The 16,498-nt window shown below is 55.9% G+C and carries 12 protein-coding genes; 7 read left to right on the top strand and 5 right to left on the bottom strand.

The window, feature by feature from the left end; genetic code table 11:
• Nucleotides 1-2: 2 nt before the first annotated feature.
• Complete coding sequence (locus tag SIB64_RS04340) at nucleotides 3-2,018, bottom strand: Rne/Rng family ribonuclease (protein ID WP_413442075.1); 2,016 nt, start codon at nucleotides 2,016-2,018, stop codon at nucleotides 3-5.
• Between the two features lie 261 nt (nucleotides 2,019-2,279).
• Nucleotides 2,280-4,916, bottom strand: a complete 2,637-nt coding sequence (locus SIB64_RS04335; RefSeq protein WP_413442074.1) for a TIGR03960 family B12-binding radical SAM protein — start codon at nucleotides 4,914-4,916, stop codon at nucleotides 2,280-2,282.
• A gap of 102 nt (nucleotides 4,917-5,018) precedes the next feature.
• On the opposite strand from SIB64_RS04335, the gene SIB64_RS04330 reads away from it, so the two are divergent.
• The 3 genes from SIB64_RS04330 to SIB64_RS04320 all read left to right on the top strand — a co-directional run bounded on the left by SIB64_RS04330 (nucleotide 5,019) and on the right by SIB64_RS04320 (nucleotide 7,542).
• Nucleotides 5,019-6,245, top strand: a complete 1,227-nt coding sequence (locus SIB64_RS04330) for an LL-diaminopimelate aminotransferase (protein WP_413442073.1) — start codon at nucleotides 5,019-5,021, stop codon at nucleotides 6,243-6,245.
• A gap of 64 nt (nucleotides 6,246-6,309) precedes the next feature.
• Nucleotides 6,310-6,624: an ATP-dependent Clp protease adapter ClpS gene (gene clpS, locus SIB64_RS04325; protein WP_413442870.1), complete on the top strand. Its 315-nt coding sequence runs from the start codon at nucleotides 6,310-6,312 to the stop codon at nucleotides 6,622-6,624.
• The gene (locus tag SIB64_RS04320; protein ID WP_413442072.1) at nucleotides 6,625-7,542 is read left to right on the top strand and encodes a CPBP family intramembrane glutamic endopeptidase; all 918 of its coding nucleotides are present in this window, start codon (nucleotides 6,625-6,627) and stop codon (nucleotides 7,540-7,542) included.
• Between the two features lie 305 nt (nucleotides 7,543-7,847).
• On the opposite strand, the gene SIB64_RS04315 is transcribed toward SIB64_RS04320, so the two are convergent.
• The gene (locus SIB64_RS04315) at nucleotides 7,848-9,425 is read right to left on the bottom strand and encodes a photosystem II high light acclimation radical SAM protein (RefSeq protein WP_413442071.1); all 1,578 of its coding nucleotides are present in this window, start codon (nucleotides 9,423-9,425) and stop codon (nucleotides 7,848-7,850) included.
• 179 nt (nucleotides 9,426-9,604) lie between these two features.
• Between SIB64_RS04315 and psbA (SIB64_RS04310) the strand changes: the two genes are divergently transcribed.
• The gene (gene psbA, locus SIB64_RS04310; protein ID WP_413442070.1) at nucleotides 9,605-10,684 is read left to right on the top strand and encodes a photosystem II q(b) protein; all 1,080 of its coding nucleotides are present in this window, start codon (nucleotides 9,605-9,607) and stop codon (nucleotides 10,682-10,684) included.
• A gap of 306 nt (nucleotides 10,685-10,990) precedes the next feature.
• On the opposite strand, the gene SIB64_RS04305 is transcribed toward psbA (SIB64_RS04310), so the two are convergent.
• Together SIB64_RS04305 and gap are read right to left on the bottom strand one after the other, a co-directional pair.
• Nucleotides 10,991-11,434 (bottom strand): hypothetical protein, encoded by a 444-nt coding sequence (locus SIB64_RS04305; protein WP_413442069.1) that lies wholly within the window; start codon nucleotides 11,432-11,434, stop codon nucleotides 10,991-10,993.
• 244 nt (nucleotides 11,435-11,678) lie between these two features.
• Nucleotides 11,679-12,680: a type I glyceraldehyde-3-phosphate dehydrogenase gene (gap, locus tag SIB64_RS04300; RefSeq protein ID WP_413442068.1), complete on the bottom strand. Its 1,002-nt coding sequence runs from the start codon at nucleotides 12,678-12,680 to the stop codon at nucleotides 11,679-11,681.
• Nucleotides 12,681-12,942: 262 nt separating this feature from the next.
• Here gap and psbA (SIB64_RS04295) point away from each other — a divergent pair, with 262 nt between their 5' ends.
• The 3 genes from psbA (SIB64_RS04295) (at nucleotide 12,943) to SIB64_RS04285 (ending at nucleotide 16,433) form a co-directional block, all read left to right on the top strand.
• Nucleotides 12,943-14,022, top strand: coding sequence for a photosystem II q(b) protein (gene psbA, locus SIB64_RS04295; RefSeq protein ID WP_413442070.1), 1,080 nt, complete (start codon nucleotides 12,943-12,945; stop codon nucleotides 14,020-14,022).
• Nucleotides 14,023-14,634: 612 nt separating this feature from the next.
• Nucleotides 14,635-15,936, top strand: a complete 1,302-nt coding sequence (gene guaD / locus SIB64_RS04290; protein WP_413442067.1) for a guanine deaminase — start codon at nucleotides 14,635-14,637, stop codon at nucleotides 15,934-15,936.
• 41 nt (nucleotides 15,937-15,977) lie between these two features.
• Entirely contained in the window at nucleotides 15,978-16,433 is a 456-nt protein-coding gene (locus SIB64_RS04285; protein ID WP_413442066.1) for a cupin domain-containing protein, read from the top strand.
• Nucleotides 16,434-16,498: the final 65 nt, after the last annotated feature.

Genomic DNA, 16,498 nt, shown 5'->3' with positions numbered 1-16,498 from the left:
ATTCAGCTGGAGCCAGCTGCCGACGACCGACGACGACGACGACGCGGTTCCTCGATCTCCTCGTGCTTTGCTTCAGGTTCAGGGGGCTGCTCAGCGCTGGCTTGGGACTGATCCAGACCCGCACCATCCTGTTGAGTCACGACAACCATGCTTTCGGAAGGCGCAGAGTCCACCGGCAGCGGTAGCGGGGTGATTTCCACCATCAGCGGTTTGGGATCATCCTGGACAGGAGTGTCATCAGCGGCTACTGGATCCGACGAGCTGTTGCCGACCGGTGTTGTCGTCGAACCATTTCGGCCTGATCCTGATCCCCGTCCGCCACGCCCGCGCCGGCGGCGGCGTGCAGAGCTGGCTGCAAGCTGTTGACGGGCTTCCTCCAGAACGGCCTCAGGATCCTCGCCGGGACGAACCACACGAACGAGCACATGGTCTGATTCCGGCTGTGACTCCAGCAGCAATGCGGGATCCAGCCCCAACCATCCATAAACCTCCTGTTGCTCAGGTGTCATCGGAACCGCAACCAGCTCCGGCTCTGGACGGCGAGTTGGTGCTGCGGCGGCTGACGAACTGCCCTCCTCCTGCTGCTGCTGACGCTCCTCGGGTGCCGGGTCTGCATCAGCAGTGGCCGAAATAGAAACCTGTTGTGCAGCAGCGGGAACGTCTGAGGACGCACGACCCCGCCCACCCCGTCGTCGGCGGCCGTTTCCACCAGCTTCCAAGGGTGAAACCACCTCCGCACGGGCAGATGCTGCTGATCGCACCAGGCCGGAGGCAGTGGCCACAGGCATTAGCAGATCCTTGCCGGGAAGCACGGCAACGTGTCCCAGTCCTCCGCAACTGGGACAGGCGCGACCGAACAACTCATAAATGTTCTGCCCCTGACGTTTGCGGGTCAGCTCCACCAAGCCAAGTTCCGTCAGCTGTGCGATCTGTGGTCGCGCCGCGTCATCGCGCACCGCCGTCGTGAAATGTTCGAGCAACTGCAATTGATCACGGCGTGAATCCATATCGATGAAATCGATGATGATCACGCCGCCGATGTTGCGAAGCTTGAGCTGTCGAGCGATTTCGATCGCTGCTTCGCAGTTGGTCCAAAGGACGGTTTCCCGCGCATTCGCCGAGCGGGTGAACGAGCCTGAGTTCACATCAATGACCGTGAGCGCCTCGGTGGGCTCGATGATCACGTAACCACCGGAGGGAAGATCAACCCGCGGTTTGAGCGCATCACGGATGGCGGCATTGATCCGGTAGTGCTCCAGCAGCTCGGAGGGCTCGCTGTGGGCTTCGACGAGCACATTGGACCCGTCCTGTCCCAGGAAACTGGTCACCCGTTCCGTTGCAGCCGGCTCGTCGATGACGACCCGAACCAAATCGGGACCCATGTGATCGCGCAGGATGCGATGAATGAAGTCCTCGTCACGATTCAGCAGAACTGGTGGTGACGCGGTTTCCGCCGCCTGTTGAATCGCCTCCCATTGGCGCAACAGCGCTTCGAGGTCATCAATCAGCAAGTCTTCGCTGATTCCATCGGCCTCGGTGCGAATGAGCAGTCCGGCCCCGGGAGGTTTGATAAGCACACCCAAAGCTCTCAGACGGTTTCGTTCGGATTCCGCGCTAATCCGGCGTGAAATGTTCACACCTTGGCCATGGGGCTGAAGCACCAGATAACGCCCTGGCAGAGCGAGATTGCCTGTGAGCCGAGGACCTTTGGTGCCCGTCGGCTCCTTCATCACCTGCACCAGAACCTTCTGACGAGGCTCGAGCAGTTCGGTGATCCCGGCGGATCCTTTCTTCAGCCGCAGGGGACCGAGATCTGTGACATGAATAAAGCCGTTTTTCTCACTCTCTCCGATGTTGACGAAGGCGGCATCGATTCCCGGCAGAACATTTTCAACGGTGCCGAGATAAACATCACCGATCTGATATCGACCCTGCGCAACGATTAACTCATCAACGCGATCATCAGTGAGCACTGCGGCGATCCGCAATTGCTCAGCGATGACAATTTGCTGGGGCATGGATGAACACAGATGGAGCCCGCAATGAGCTCTAATCCGCACAGATGTCTGACGACCATCCGATGCGGGGGGCAAAAGAATTGAATTGAGGTCTTAAAGACCTGAATGGCGCGGAGTGAAGAAACTCCTCTGGTTTTCCCTGGGCTCAGATCGGAACGAACCGCCTATCGGGAACTGGTTACGGGCTGCTTGAACTGAAGCAAGATCAACCGCGGAAGACGAGTGAATGTTTCTGAAACATCCATTCGACCTCTTTAGAAACTAGCACTGTGAGAGGAGGAGCCCGTCGCGGCACAGGCGGTCCATCCCAATGCTGCACTGCAGATGCTCTGTCAGCCAATGCTGGATCTGCATCGGCCGAATGCTCCGACCCAAGGCATCAACCTCGGCCTTGAGACGCAGCCGAATGCGCCCCTGTTCCTGAAGGCGAAGACACTCCAGAACCTGAAGGGAGGGTCTGCAATCCCGCTGGCGGGGACGACCTTTCTTATCGGTGTCGTGCCAGATCAATGACTCCGATGCAACGACGGCCCCGACAGCCGCCAACCAATCCACCGGTGCGACATCCCGGCTGTTTTCGCCTGCGAGGAACAGATCAAAACTCCAGACAGCCGCTGTGATCCGCTGCGAGAGGCTCGGACCGCTGACCGGCACCTTTCGACACTCGAGCAGGTTGATCCCCGCGGGCAACAATGGCTGCAGGCGCTCGATCAGGTGAGCCTCGGGGAGAACTTCGCTGAATTCAAGGTCCATCCATTCGCTGTGGGCTTCCGCCCCGAGGGGGAGTGCCAATGCGATCTGAATCCTTGGCAGCGGATGGAAGCCGCCCGTGAAGCTGATCGGCAAACCACTGCGGCGCAGAGCACGCTCCAGCATGCGCATCAGATCGAGGTGGCTCAGAAGCGCCATCGCATCGGTCTTGGCGAAGCGAATCCGAAGCCGGCAACAGCGATCGCTGGGCGGGGCCTGAGTCGGCACCTGAATGGGAACCTCCGGAGCGGGAACCACCACGTTGTGGCCAAGATCAGGCCCACACACTCCACAATTGCTGCAACCGTCAAAGGAACAGTCGGGGACCACCGCTGCAGTCAGGGCCCGCTGCAGATCCTCCGCCAGCCAACCTTTGTCGATGCCGCTGTCGATGTGATCCCAGGGCAGAGGTTGAGCGCAGAACGCCTCCAGATCGTCGCGGTCGAGAGCGGCCACTGCACTCCAGCTCCCCAGTTCCATCGTCCGGTAGCGGCCCTCCAATCCGGCCGCGGCGATGGCCCCTGTCCAGGCGGCATAGGTGCGATCGAGTGACTCAAACCAGGCATCCATCCCTGCACCGGCCCGCCAAGCAGCTTCGATCACCTGTGCCAGACGACGGTCGCTGCGGCCGACAAAGTCTTCCATCGCCGACAGGCGCACATCGGTGAAATTGACCTTCACCCCCCGCAACCGCTTGAACGCTTCACGGAGCAGGGCCTGGCGTCTCAGAAACTCTGTGGAGGACACGCTGTGCCACTGAAACGGCGTGTGGGGCTTCGGCGTGAAATTGCTGATGGTGATGTTGAGGTTCAAGCGCCCCAGATCGCGGCAGCGCTGCTGAAGCATGACGCAGGTCTCAGCAACACCGAGCACATCGGCGTCGGTCTCACCCGGCAGCCCGATCATGAAGTAGAGCTTCACCTTGCGGTAGCCGTTCTGCATGGCGGTCCGGATACCGTTGAGCAGGTCGTCATCGGTGAGGCCCTTGTTCACGATGTCCCGCAGCCGCTGCGTCCCGGCCTCCGGCGCAAAGGTCAGCCCGGCCTGGCGGGTGCCGCCGAGGATATGGGCGATGTCCTCATCGAAGCGATCAACCCGTTGGCTCGGTAGCTGAAGGGTGACGTTCTGGTCGGCCAGACGATTGCGCAGCTCTACGCCGACCGCCGGCAAGGCCAGATAGTCGCTGCAGCTCAGAGACAGCAAGGAGAAATCGCTGTAACCGGTCTGCTTCATGCCCGTCTCAACCGCCTCAATCACCGCCTCCGGCTCCACATCCCGAGCCGGGCGGGTGAGCATGCCGGGCTGACAAAAGCGACAGCCCCTAGTGCAGCCACGGCGGATCTCCACCGTGAGCCGATCGTGCACCGTTTCCACATGGGGCACCAGTCCCATCGCGTAATGAGGCATGGGCGTTGCGACACGGCGCAGCACCCGCTCCGGCAACTCAGTGTGAAGCGGTTTGAGTGTGACGCCGTCTGGGCCGACGCAATACAGGGAAGGCACGTAGACCCCCGGCACCAGGGCCAGATCCCTCAGCAGTTGCGATCGGCTCAGACCCTCCGCTTTCGCCTGGGCAACCACGAGGCCGATTTCCGGAAGAAGCTCCTCCCCATCACCCAGTGCAATAAAGTCGAAGAATGCGGCGTAGGGCTCCGGGTTGCTGGTGGCAGTGGGTCCGCCGGCGAAGATCAACGGTGGTGATGCAGGGTCGGTGAGCGGACGATCGCCCCGCTCCGCTGCCCGGATCGGAACCTGGCAGAGATCCAGCATCTCGAGAATGTTGGTGGCACCCAGCTCATAACTGAGGCTGAAGCCGAGAATGTCAAAGGCAGGCAGCGGCCTGCGACTCTCCACAGCAAAGAGCGCTTGCTGCCGTTCCCGCAGCCGGGCAGCCAGGTCGGCGGCGGGGAGATAAGCGCGATCACACAACTGCCCTGGCACGGCGTTGAGGATCGAATACAAAATAATGTGCCCCAGGTTGCTGGACCCCACCTCATAGATCTCTGGGTAGGTGAGAGCCCAGCGCACGGAGGCGGTCTGCCAGTCCCGTTCCTCAACTCCAAGCTCATGGCCCATGTACCGGGCCGGCTTGTTGATTCCACTGTCCACAAGGGCATGGAAATCAACGGGGTGATCCACAGCAGGCATGACCACGGCGGATGTTCTGACTCCTGATTGCATCGTATGGATTAACCGTCGAACCGGCCGACACGGCAAGATGCCTGCTCATCACTCTCCCCTCGCTGTTCCGTGGTTCAGGTCAACGGCAATTACCTCAAACTCAAGGCTGGTTACCTGTTTCCGGAAATCGGCCGAAGGGTCAAGGCATTTAGCACTGCCCATCCCGACGCCTCGCTGATCAGGCTCGGTATCGGCGACGTTACGGAACCCTTGCCTCAAGCCTGCCGCGATGCCATGAAAGTCGCCATCGATGAGATGGGAACGGCCGAAGGCTTCCACGGCTATGGCCCTGAGCAGGGCTACGCCTGGCTACGCGAAGCGATCGCCCACAATGATTTCCAGGCGCGCGGCTGTGAGGTCAGCGCTGATGAAATCTTTGTCTCCGACGGCTCCAAGTGCGACAGCAGCAACATCCTCGACATCCTTGGGGAGGGCAATCGCATCGCCGTAACCGACCCTGTCTACCCGGTGTACGTGGACAGCAATGTGATGGCTGGACGCACCGGCGATTCCGGCGATGAAGGCCGTTACGGCGGCCTGACCTACCTGCCGATCAGTGCGGAGAACAGCTTTTCAGCGCAGATTCCCTCTGAACCGGTCGACCTGATCTACCTCTGCTTTCCGAACAATCCCACCGGGGCAGTCGCCAGCAAGGAGCAGCTGCAAGCCTGGGTGGATTACGCCCGTAGCAATGGGGCTTTGATCCTGTTCGATGCCGCCTATGAGGCATTCATTCAGGATCCCGCGATCCCCCATTCCATTTTTGAAATCGAAGGGGCGCGCAAATGCGCGATTGAATTCCGCTCCTTCTCCAAGAATGCGGGCTTCACAGGAACCCGCTGCGCCCTCACCGTTGTGCCCAAGGGGCTCAAGGGCAAGGCCAGCAACGGGGAGGAGGTGGAACTCTGGGGACTCTGGAACCGCCGCCAGAGCACCAAGTTCAATGGCGTGAGCTACATCGTTCAACGCGGAGCAGAAGCGGTGTATTCCGATGCCGGTCAGGCAGAGGTGAAGAACCTGGTGAGCTTCTACATGGAAAACGCTGCGATCATCCGCCGGGAACTCAGCGCTGCAGGCCTGACCGTTTACGGCGGAGAGCACGCTCCCTACGTCTGGATTCAGACCCCCGAGGGCATGGATTCCTGGGGGTTCTTCGATCACATGTTGAACAAAGCCAATGTGGTGGGCACCCCCGGCAGCGGCTTCGGCGCTGCGGGCGAGGGCTATTTCAGGCTGTCTGCGTTCAACAGCCGCGCCAATGTTGATGCGGCGATGGCGCGAATCGCAGCACTCTGAGCCCATCAACCGAACGGCCATGCTCCGATTCCCTTTAAATTTCGATTCCGTTCGACCCTTCGTCATGGCGGTGGAGAGCCCAGGTCGCAGCCCCGGTGGGGCTGCGGTGATGGAAAAGGCACCGGAGCGCGTGCGCAAAAAAGCCCCGCGTTACAAGGTCCTGCTCCACAACGACCCTGTGAACACCATGGAATACGTGGTGAACACCCTGCGCCAGGTGGTTCCTCAGCTCAGCGAGCCGGACGCTCTTGCCGTCATGCTCGAAGCCCACAACTCAGGCGTTGGTCTGGTCATCGTCTGCGACATTGAGCCGGCGGAGTTCTACTGCGAAACCCTCAAAGCCAAAGGTCTCACCAGCTCGATCGAACCGGAAAGCTGATTGAACCCGTCCATCCCATCCTTCAACAATCTGCTACGGCTTCAGCCCCCATGGCTCCCCAGTTTGCTGTTCGTCCCCTGCCTCTATGCCATGGGTTGGTTGACAGCACAGCTGTTGACACCTTTTGGCCTCAGTGAATCCAACGTCTCACCGCTGGGAACCCTGTTCAGCTTTTTGATGTTCATGGCGCTGCTGCCGCGTTGGAGCAGGGTTCGCTGGACCAGCAAACACCCATGGAGAACTCTTGGAATCAGCGGTGGAGGGCGTGATGGGCGCCCAAGAATGACTGTCGTGCTGTTTCAAGGATTGATCTGGGCGCTGATTCTGCTGACCGTGATCGTTCTGCCGATCCTGGTCGGAGCCTGGGGCAACTGGCTTGGCGAATGCTCACTTCAAAAACTGCTGAATGGAATCCTGCTGATCATCGGTGTGGGCTTCGCGGAAGAACTGATCTTCCGAGGATGGCTGCTTGAAGAGCTCCGCACTCTGTTCGGAACCAAATGGGGGATCTTGGGGCAGGCCATTGTCTTCAGCCTGGTGCATACCCGGTTCAACCTGGGAGTCATTCCGATGCTCAGCCTGCTGGTTGGGCTCTTCCTGCTGGGATTGCTGCTCGCCGAGCGACGTCGCCAGGATCAAGGCTCCCTATGGGGCTGTATTGGTCTACACGGAGGTCTTGTGGGCGGTTGGTTTTTGCTTGAAGCCGGACTCCTGCAGCTGTCGCCGACGACACCAGCATGGCTCGTGGGGCCAGGAGGACTGCAACCCAATCCACTCGGAAGCGTTGTGGCGATCACGGCCCTGCTCGTGATCTTGTTCACGTCGAAAAACAAAGGCTGGCCAATAGGCATCGGGACCGCTTCACATCTCCCTTCAAAAAATCCTGACTTAACACAATCCGTCGAATTGTCTGAGTGAAACCGCACCAAAATAGCAAGACAAAGGCGGGGATATAAAGGCTTTTCTGACAAATACCGCCACGACAATTAATTGAAGTTCCAATTTTAAGACTTCACGAGTTACAGGCTGCAGTGGGAAGTAGCAACTGCAGGCGGACCAATTAAAAAAATTCTTTTTAGCCACGATTGCCGCATCTCAGCCGACCGATAAAACTCATGTCTAAAGTCCACATTAAATGGATTGTTAAACTCTAAAATGGTTGTCCAAACAACAAACAATCTTAAAGCTAAATTATTACCCAACAGCCCTGATATTGGCCAGAGCTATCGATATGCCTCGGCGATCGCTGCACGCCCTTTCACCGGGGCTCGCAATGCTTCTTGGAGGGGCGAAATTCCATAGTCACGCTCCAGGAGCCCCATCACGGTACGGCCGAAATCTTCAGCATTTCGGTCGAATGCTTCAAGACAAATGCGACCGAATGTGCTGCCCATCGGCTCAGGATTCCAGAGCAGTTTTCGAGCCGTCCAGGGCATCATGCTCATCGGGTTGTAACCGGGTTTGATCAATCCCTGATCAAACCCATATTGCTCCAGGTGTGTATGGGGTTGAAGCCCGATGAAGAAAATGGCGGGTTCGACTCGGTCTGCACCAAAAATGGATTCGAGCTCACGGTGATAGGCGACGGTTTGGCGGATCGTCGCTGGTCGCTCGTCAATCACGTTGAAGGAATAGTTCACGGACACGTGATCGCGAAAACCGGCATCCGCCAACATCCGGCAGCTCTCTAGAACCGTCCGCAGGTTGTAACCCATGCGCATCTTGCGCACGAGCTCCTGGGAGCCGGATGTGATTCCGATCTCGAAATAACTCATCCCTGTCTCCACCATGAGTTGCGCCAACTCGGGGTCGAGGTTGTCAGCGCGGATGTAGGCAGCCCAGCGGATTCCTGTCAGACCCTCCGCCTTGATCGCCCGCAGCAGCTCCTTGGCGTCCTGGATATAACGCCGCGCAGGGATGAATTGTGCGTCGGTGAACCAGAAGCCGCGGACGCCTCGGTCATAAAGCTGACGCATCTCCTTCACCACTTCATCCACCGGGTTCAGGCGCACCTGCTTGCCTTCGACCACGGTGTAAACGCAGTAGCAACAGTTGTGGGGACAACCGCGCTTGGTTTGCACCCCGACGTAAAAATCCCCTGCCTCGAGATACCAATTGAGCTGCGGCCAGATAGTCGCGATGTAGTCGTAGTCGCAGGCCGTTTTGGGCCGACTTTCCGGTTGCTCATGGATCAGACCAGGGCGTGGCGGATCACCGACAACAAAGCACCGCTCGTTCTCCAGTGATTGGCCGAGCAACAGCTTCTCGAGCAGCGGCTCACCTTCGCCGATGGACACAATCGTTCCCTTCGGCAGCGACTTACCGAGCTGTTCATAGAAGACGCTGACGGCCCCGCCGCCAAGAACAGCACGAGCTGATGGCTGATGGCGCCTGGCTCGGCGAAGGCCCTGACGCACCAGCCCCTGATTGCGATGCAGCTCTCCGTAATGGCTGGTCATCAACCGCAATCCACCGAGCGCCCCATGCAGACGCTTCAGGGGATTGCGGGCATAGAACACCTCAAAAGAGTTCTGCAGAGGATTGCCCCCCCGGCCGTCCACCGGGGCGTAAATCTGAATATCTCTCCAGGAGAAGACAAGCAGGGAAGGGCGGAACTGATCAACGGTGGTGAGCAGGACCCGCTGCACGTCCAGCACAGGCAAAGCCGCGAGATCGAGGATGCGCTGAGGCATCTCCGTGAAGCACTTATGCAAATGGTCCGCGAGATAGATCGGACCGATTGGGAAGATGGGGTTGCAGGGGAGCCGTACAAACAGCACCCGCTCCTGAGCTGAGGACAACGTCGGTGCCGAAAGGCGATGTGGACGCTAACAAGGGCGGATGCAAGTAGCGAACAAAGTTCTTCACAATTGCTTCGTAAAGGTCACTACACACAGCGCAATGTTCCTTTACACTCACCGCAGGCAGGGCTTCCTGCCCTTCCTTAACCGTCCTTTCCGGGACATATTTTTCCGTTCTCATGACCACCACCCTCCAGCAGCGCTCCGGCGCTTCTAGCTGGCAGGCCTTCTGTGAGTGGGTCACCTCCACCAATAACCGTCTGTATGTCGGTTGGTTCGGTGTGCTGATGATCCCCACACTGCTGGCTGCCACCATCTGCTTCATCGTTGCTTTCGTTGCCGCTCCTCCGGTCGACATCGATGGCATCCGTGAGCCTGTCGCTGGTTCTCTGATCTTCGGTAACAACATCATCTCCGGTGCTGTTGTTCCTTCCTCAAACGCCATCGGCCTGCACTTCTATCCCATCTGGGAAGCTGCCTCTCTCGATGAGTGGCTGTACAACGGCGGTCCTTACCAGCTGGTTGTCTTCCACTTCCTGATCGGCATCTTCTGCTACATGGGTCGCGAGTGGGAACTCTCCTACCGCCTCGGCATGCGCCCCTGGATCTGCGTTGCTTACAGCGCACCTGTGGCTGCTGCTTCCGCAGTGTTCCTGGTCTACCCCTTCGGTCAGGGTTCCTTCTCTGACGGCATGCCCCTGGGCATCTCTGGCACCTTCAACTTCATGTTGGTGTTCCAGGCCGAGCACAACATCCTGATGCACCCCTTCCACATGCTGGGTGTCGCAGGTGTCTTCGGTGGATCACTGTTCTCCGCCATGCACGGCTCCCTGGTGACCTCCTCCCTGGTGCGTGAAACCACCGAGAGCGAGTCCCAGAACTACGGCTACAAGTTTGGCCAAGAGGAAGAGACCTACAACATCGTGGCTGCCCACGGTTACTTCGGTCGCCTGATCTTCCAATACGCATCCTTCAACAACAGCCGCAGCCTGCACTTCTTCCTGGCTGCATGGCCCGTTGTCGGCATCTGGTTCACCGCCCTCGGCGTGTCAACCATGGCCTTCAACCTCAACGGTTTCAACTTCAACCAGTCCATCCTTGATGGTCAGGGCCGCGTCCTGAACACCTGGGCTGATGTGCTGAACCGCGCCAACCTCGGCATGGAAGTGATGCACGAGCGCAATGCTCACAACTTCCCCCTCGACCTGGCTGCTGCTGAGTCCACTCCTGTGGCTCTCCAAGCTCCTGCCATCGGTTGATCTGGAATCAACTCTGTTCCTTCTGGAATAGAACAACGATTCAGATCAACTGAATCGGAAAGCCCTCACCGAAAGGTGGGGGCTTTTTCGTGGTAGGAGGAATTCCAGACAAGCTCTAAAGCTCTAAAGAGAGAAGATGTTCAATTCTTTTGCTGTTTAGATGAAAAAGTGTTCAATCAAAAGGCCGTGGATTCATAACGATTCCCTCGGGATATTACTTTGAGAATTCAATGGAGCAGGATTCATGTTTTGGATAATAACCAGAGTGACAATCAATATTCAGTGCATCAAAGTCGGTGATGCCAATCAAGGCCAGCCCGTGCTCGGACTCAATTCTGTCTTGCAGGACCTTGTGAGAGATACCCTTCCCATTTTGATGGAATCTTGGCTTGGATTGAAATGGTGGATGATCATGTTGTAGCCATTGCTGATGATGTCATCCCCGCGTCCAAGCTTGACATTGATGGCCTTGTTAAACGTGTTGCCCTCCGTTCCAATCCAATCCAATCCAATCCAATCCAATCCAATCCAATCCAATCCAATCCAATCATTGCCGGGACCAAGGCTGATCGGACTATCTTGCCCAAGAATTTGTTCATCGTAGATCTTAAAGAAGTCATCTCCTTGACCAAGGTTGAGTTTGAACTTGTTGTTTGTTCCTAACTCACTCCGAAAACCGTTATCTCCCTTAATCCAGTTTAGATACAGTTTCTTCAGAGACAAAGCGGTGATCTCTGTTGCGGGGACCATCACCACTGTGTTCAAGCATTAATTAGTTTTTTGGGTCTTCGATTGTCTTGACATTGCCAAAGAGTCGTCTTTGAGAGATCTTGAAGCTGTTGTGTTCATTGGTGATTTGGTTCCATCCCGAGTAACTGCCAGAGGGCTTGTATGGCTTGCCATCACGAGCACTAATTACATTTTCATCAACCATTACTGTTGAATCATTGAACATGCGCTTGGCGATAAGAGGACGACCCGACTGACGATTGATTTATTTTCTGGATTCCATGTGTAGCATTAGATCGATGCATTTGCAGCTGTAAGCCCATTCATTGTCGTACCAGGCGATCAATTTCATAAACTTGTTATTCAAAGCCATTCCAGCACCTGCATCAAAGACAGACGTGCAGCTTTCACCAAGAAGATCGTTGGAAACAATCGGATCTTCTGTGTAACCCAAAATCCCCGAAAGGCCGTTCTCTGATGCCGCTTTCATAACCTCCTTCACCTCCTCATAACTGGTGGGACGCGACAGGTTGACCGTGAGATCAACAACGGAGACATCGGGAGTAGGAACTCGAAAGGCCATACCTGTGAGCTTGCCGTTTAATTCGGGAATCACCCGACCGACAGCTTTTGCGGCTCCCGTGGAACTGGGAATGATGCTCTGTCCGGCACCACGTCCGCCGCGCCAATCCTTTAAAGAAGGGCTATCGACCGGCTTCTGCGTAGCGGTCGTGGCATGGACTGTCGTCATAAGACCGCTGACGATGCCGAACTGGTCATGCACAACCTTGGCCATTGGAGCCAAACAATTGGTGGTGCAGCTCGCGTTGGAAACGATGTCCTCAGCGGCATAGCTGCTGTGGTTAACCCCCATCACGAACATCGGTGTGTCGTCTTTGGATGGAGCACTCATCACAACCCTGCGCGCCCCCGCATTGATGTGAGCTCTTGCTGTCGAATCCGTCAGAAAAAAACCCGTGCTTTCGAGCACGTAGTCGACACCGATGTCACCCCAACGAAGATTATTGGGATCGCGTTCAGATGTAGTGCGTATCACGCAGTCGTTGACGATGAGCTGGTCGTCTTCAACAAGGATCTCCCCGGGGAAGCGGCGGTGGGTTGAGTCATATCGCAGCAAATACGCCAAATAATCAACGCTGATCAGGTCGTTGATGCCCACGACCTCAACATCTGGATTGGCAACTGCATGACGAAAGGCAAGGCGACCGATACGACCGAACCCGTTGATCCCAATCCGAATCGTCATGCCTCAAAACCCCTGTTGAGATTTTTATAGAGAGGCTCAGCAGCAGTGCTCACTCTCTTCTGGGGTCCCCCACAAACGAGAATGAGCGCGGACGCAATGGGGCCATTGATCAGCTGAGCTGATCAATGAAATCAGCAACGCTTGAAGGACCCGCCCTCAAAAGACGTTTACAACGCGCAAACTTCCTTTACATTAGGTGGGTCGGTTTACCGACTTTCTTTACAAGCCAACGGGTTTCGACCCAAAGGCAATTTCCGTTCTCATGACCACCACCCTCCAGCAGCGCTCCGGCGCTTCTAGCTGGCAGGCCTTCTGTGAGTGGGTCACCTCCACCAATAACCGTCTGTATGTCGGTTGGTTCGGTGTGCTGATGATCCCCACACTGCTGGCTGCCACCATCTGCTTCATCGTTGCTTTCGTTGCCGCTCCTCCGGTCGACATCGATGGCATCCGTGAGCCTGTCGCTGGTTCTCTGATCTTCGGTAACAACATCATCTCCGGTGCTGTTGTTCCTTCCTCAAACGCCATCGGCCTGCACTTCTATCCCATCTGGGAAGCTGCCTCTCTCGATGAGTGGCTGTACAACGGCGGTCCTTACCAGCTGGTTGTCTTCCACTTCCTGATCGGCATCTTCTGCTACATGGGTCGCGAGTGGGAACTCTCCTACCGCCTCGGCATGCGCCCCTGGATCTGCGTTGCTTACAGCGCACCTGTGGCTGCTGCTTCCGCAGTGTTCCTGGTCTACCCCTTCGGTCAGGGTTCCTTCTCTGACGGCATGCCCCTGGGCATCTCTGGCACCTTCAACTTCATGTTGGTGTTCCAGGCCGAGCACAACATCCTGATGCACCCCTTCCACATGCTGGGTGTCGCAGGTGTCTTCGGTGGATCACTGTTCTCCGCCATGCACGGCTCCCTGGTGACCTCCTCCCTGGTGCGTGAAACCACCGAGAGCGAGTCCCAGAACTACGGCTACAAGTTTGGCCAAGAGGAAGAGACCTACAACATCGTGGCTGCCCACGGTTACTTCGGTCGCCTGATCTTCCAATACGCATCCTTCAACAACAGCCGCAGCCTGCACTTCTTCCTGGCTGCATGGCCCGTTGTCGGCATCTGGTTCACCGCCCTCGGCGTGTCAACCATGGCCTTCAACCTCAACGGTTTCAACTTCAACCAGTCCATCCTTGATGGTCAGGGCCGCGTCCTGAACACCTGGGCTGATGTGCTGAACCGCGCCAACCTCGGCATGGAAGTGATGCACGAGCGCAATGCTCACAACTTCCCCCTCGACCTGGCTGCTGCTGAGTCCACTCCTGTGGCTCTCCAAGCTCCTGCCATCGGTTGATCTGGAATCAACTCTGTTCCTTCTGGAATAGAACAACGATTCAGATCAACTGAATCGGAAAGCCCCCACCTTTCGGTGGGGGCTTTTTCGTGGTGAAATTACATAATCAAAGACAGACTCAATAGTGATCAGTAGAAATGGAAATAAATCCTTTGACACAACGTCACCTTCATTCAATCTTTTTTTGTTTTTCCATCCAACTCTGGCATTGAAATCTCTACCTTAACTACTAGCTAGATAATTCAAGGTCCAACAAAACCTAACGAGACCATCATTGAATTGATATCAAGCCAATTTGCTCACAGATCATTCTCACTCTTGCACCCGAGCAAATCAATACAACAAACGAATCGAATCCGCCTCTGGCAACACAGAAATCAAATCAATTCTCGAAAAGATCAATCAAAAGGCAGCAATGGCCAACAAATACATATTTTATCATTCGATTCTTGACATTTATCCTGTAGCACCTACAACAAACTCTCAGCTAACGACTTTGATGGCAAGCAACAGAAATATTGCAATTCATTCTTAACTTGAATCTTCTCTTAAAAAAAGCCTGCATCGGGCTGATTGCAGTGTACTGTTCAGGTGCTTGAAAGATTGCCATTCATGACTTTAACCGTTGCACATCGCGGTTCATTGTTTCACCTACTGGCAGATCCGCGGTTCAAAGAAGACTGTGTTGAATTCATAGAAGATGGACTCCTGACCGTTTCAGAGGGTGTAATTGAATCGATGGGTCCGGCTGACCAGCTGTTGCACCAGTTGCCAGCCGGAACAAAAGTGATTCAGCACAATGACGCGGTTCTTGTGCCTGGCTTTTTTGATCTGCACGTCCATTCCCCTCAGCTCACCACTGTGGCCATCTATGGAGAACAGCTCCTGGGCTGGCTCAACACCATTATCCCAGAAGAAGAGGCTTACAAAGATCCAGAAATCGCCTCAAAACGCGCCGATATTTTCATCAAAGAAGCGCTACGCAACGGCACAACCACCATGGCGGTCTATGGATCCTGGGCCAAGGAATCTGTAGACGCCTTGTTCAAAAAAGCAGACTCATTAAATATGCGCTTTGTGGCGGGAAAAGTGATGGCAGATCGAAACATGCCAGCTGGAATTTCTCTAACTTCGCCAGAACAAGACTATGAGGACTGCTCTTCACTGATCGACGCGTGGCATGGCAAGGGCCGACTCTCTTACGCAGTCACCCCACGCTTTGCGATCTCCTGCACTCGAGAAGATATGAACGTAGCCTCTCGATTAATGGGTGAACATGATGACATTTACTTCCAAACTCACCTCAGCGAGAACCCAAAAGAGATTGAATTCACACTCGAATTATTCCCCGAATGCAAGAGTTACCTCGATGTCTATGATTCGTTTGGTTTACTAGGAAGACGAAGCATTTTCGGGCACTGCATCCACCTGGAGGACGAAGACTTCAAACGAGTCGAGGAAACCGGGTCTGTCCTATGCCCAAATCCTCCCTCAAACTTCTTCCTAGGAAGCGGCTTATTTAAGTTCGAAAATGCAAAAAATCACAATGTGCACGTTGCTCTAGGCACGGATTTTGGAGCAGGAAATACACTTTCTATGCTGAGTTCAATGGAAAACGCTTATAAGATGGCTCAGTTACAAGGTTATTCGTTATCACCTTGGGAAGCGTTCTATTACGCCACACTCGGAGGGGCCAAAGCCCTTTCGGTTGACGATCGCGTTGGCAATTTCCTACCTGGGAAAGAAGCCGACTTTGTCGTTCTTGATAAGAAAGCGACACCACTCATCGAGTGGAGAATGGAACATGCTCGAACACCTGCCGATGTGATGTTCGTGCTGATGATGCTCGGTGATGACCGGATGGTCCGCAGCACATACCTTGCCGGCAATGCCGTGCACCATCGTGATGAATAGAAGGATGACTAAGGATGACTAAGGCTTCAAAGACTCAGGGCATGACATTCGACGATGTGGTGTCCTCCTGGCAGCTGCAACCTCATCCCGAGGGTGGCTGGTATCGCGAGGTGCAGCGCAGTGGGATTCAGGTCCAGAGGCCGGATGGAAAACAACGCTGTGCAATCACGACGGTGTTGTTTCTTCTCTGCTCAGATGATCTGAGCCGCTGGCACCGTGTGCAGGGGGGAGATGAGATCTGGACCTTCATCAGCGGTGCCCCCCTGAGCCTCTTTAGACATCCCCAAGAGTCAGCAACCTCTGAGCAACTTGAGCTCTCCAGCATGAATCCCGTGGCCTGCGTGGATGCCGGCGTCTGGATGGCAGCACGGAGCCAAGGAAACCACAGCCTGGTGAGTTGCTGCGTCGGACCGGGTTTCCAATTCGACGACTTCGAAATGCTGCGGGACCAGCCCATCGCGCAACACCCTCACGGGATTCGAGCCGACCTGCTCTGACGTGCCGATCGGTCAGGATTTCCGAAGCGAGATCCGAACATCGGCGATCGTCGCTACGTAGCCTC

Source organism: Synechococcus sp. MIT S1220 (genome assembly GCF_047303025.1).
GTDB lineage: Bacteria > Cyanobacteriota > Cyanobacteriia > PCC-6307 > Cyanobiaceae > Parasynechococcus.
This window is presented reverse-complemented; position numbering and strand designations above follow the sequence as displayed.

Bases quoted from the DNA above. Each gene is read 5' to 3' on its own strand.
- SIB64_RS04340 (WP_413442075.1), bottom strand. From the start codon at position 2,018: ATGCCCCAGCAAATTGTCATCGCTGAGCAATTGCGGATCGCCGCAGTG.
- SIB64_RS04305 (WP_413442069.1), bottom strand. From the start codon at position 11,434: ATGGTCCCCGCAACAGAGATCACCGCTTTGTCTCTGAAGAAACTGTAT.
- psbA (WP_413442070.1), top strand. From the start codon at position 9,605: ATGACCACCACCCTCCAGCAGCGCTCCGGCGCTTCTAGCTGGCAGGCC.
- guaD (WP_413442067.1), top strand. From the start codon at position 14,635: ATGACTTTAACCGTTGCACATCGCGGTTCATTGTTTCACCTACTGGCA.
- clpS (WP_413442870.1), top strand. From the start codon at position 6,310: ATGGCGGTGGAGAGCCCAGGTCGCAGCCCCGGTGGGGCTGCGGTGATG.
- gap (WP_413442068.1), bottom strand. From the start codon at position 12,680: ATGACGATTCGGATTGGGATCAACGGGTTCGGTCGTATCGGTCGCCTT.
- psbA (WP_413442070.1), top strand. From the start codon at position 12,943: ATGACCACCACCCTCCAGCAGCGCTCCGGCGCTTCTAGCTGGCAGGCC.
- SIB64_RS04285 (WP_413442066.1), top strand. From the start codon at position 15,978: ATGACATTCGACGATGTGGTGTCCTCCTGGCAGCTGCAACCTCATCCC.
- SIB64_RS04335 (WP_413442074.1), bottom strand. From the start codon at position 4,916: ATGCCTGCTGTGGATCACCCCGTTGATTTCCATGCCCTTGTGGACAGT.